The 1,325-nt window shown below is 56.2% G+C and carries 1 pseudogene; it reads right to left on the minus strand.

Annotated elements, in window-relative coordinates:
- Positions 1-494: 494 nt before the first annotated feature.
- A pseudogene (locus AB4043_RS25775) lies at positions 495-1,325 on the minus strand (peptidase M1); the annotation flags it as partial.

Genomic DNA, 1,325 nt, shown 5'->3' on the forward strand with positions numbered 1-1,325 from the left:
GAGCAGTCGCGATCGACGCTGCGGATATCCAGCTACTTGAAACGCAATTACATTGTTCAGATCTGGGAAAGGTGTCTACTGCAAGCGGAGCCTAGACTCTTGAACTGAATAGAAACCGACTGTACCAACATCACGAGCAAATGACAAATGAAATTCTTGCTCGGGCGGGAATGCAAGGGATGAAGTGCAATCGATCATGCGTGTATGGCTGCCATATCACCCTTGCGTACACCATCAAGGACTTCACCGCGAATGATGTGGATGAATATTGGGACCTGCTTGGCCTGCTTCTATTCAGCACATTTACGGATAGGTTCTATACGGGGGTCGTAGAGCATTTTCCCTGTGGCTGGGTATTCCGAAAGGGGCATGCAGCGGCGTTTTCATCGCGGAAAACGCCCATAGATRCGGAGGCCCTACTCTGCACCTACAGGGAAGATGCTTGAATCTCCACACGAAGATGATGACCTCCGAGTGGAGATTATGACTCCGATTTATTCGTCCGTCTTCTCCCGCTTGTAGGGCGAAGCCATGCGTGCCCGGGCCTCGTTGATGGCGCCCTGGGTGTTGTCGTTGGTCTGGATAGCAAGGCGGTACTCATTCACGGCGCGATCGCGTTGACCGGTGACGTCGAAGATGTTGCCCAGCTTGATGTGGCTCCAGACCTCGGTCCACTTGGGATCGCCGTCTCCGCGTAATGTATCGCGGAAGGCGTTCGCTGCCGACTGGTAGTTCTTCTGCAGGAAGAAGATCTCGCCGATGCGGTAGTTGGCGAGGGATGAGTTCTTGTTTGCGTCCAGCGCCTTCTGATACTCATTCAGAGCGGCGATCAGATCGCCCTGGGCAGCCTGTTGCTGACCGCGCAGAACAGCGACGCGCACGGCAAGATCAGGAGTGGACTTCAGCACCCAGTTGTCCGGATCGATAGTGACACGGCGCGGACGCCCGAAGGTCTCGACCGTGTACTGCGACTCGGACCCGGAGACATCGATGCGGCGAATCTCTGTCTTACCGTCGGTCTCGATGCGCAGCTCCACCGGCATGCGGAAGAGGTCGAGGTCCTGGGTGATCTGGCCGATGGTGCGGAAGCCTTTCGAGCTGCCAAGACGGAAGACGGTGTACTTGTTCTGGAAGGCAGGTGCTCCGGTTCCGTCGATCCACTGGGCGAAGAAGGCTTCGAGCGTAGTGGCCTGCGGGTTCATCTTTCCGGCCAAGCTTTGCAGATCGCTCGATCGGACGCTCTTGTCGGTATAGACCGACAGCAGGTTGCGGAGGAACTTGATGAAGTTGTCGTTGCCGATCTCCCAGCGCAGCATGTGATAGAC

The sequence above is a fragment of the Terriglobus sp. YAF25 genome, from assembly GCF_052113305.1.
GTDB lineage: Bacteria > Acidobacteriota > Terriglobia > Terriglobales > Acidobacteriaceae > Terriglobus.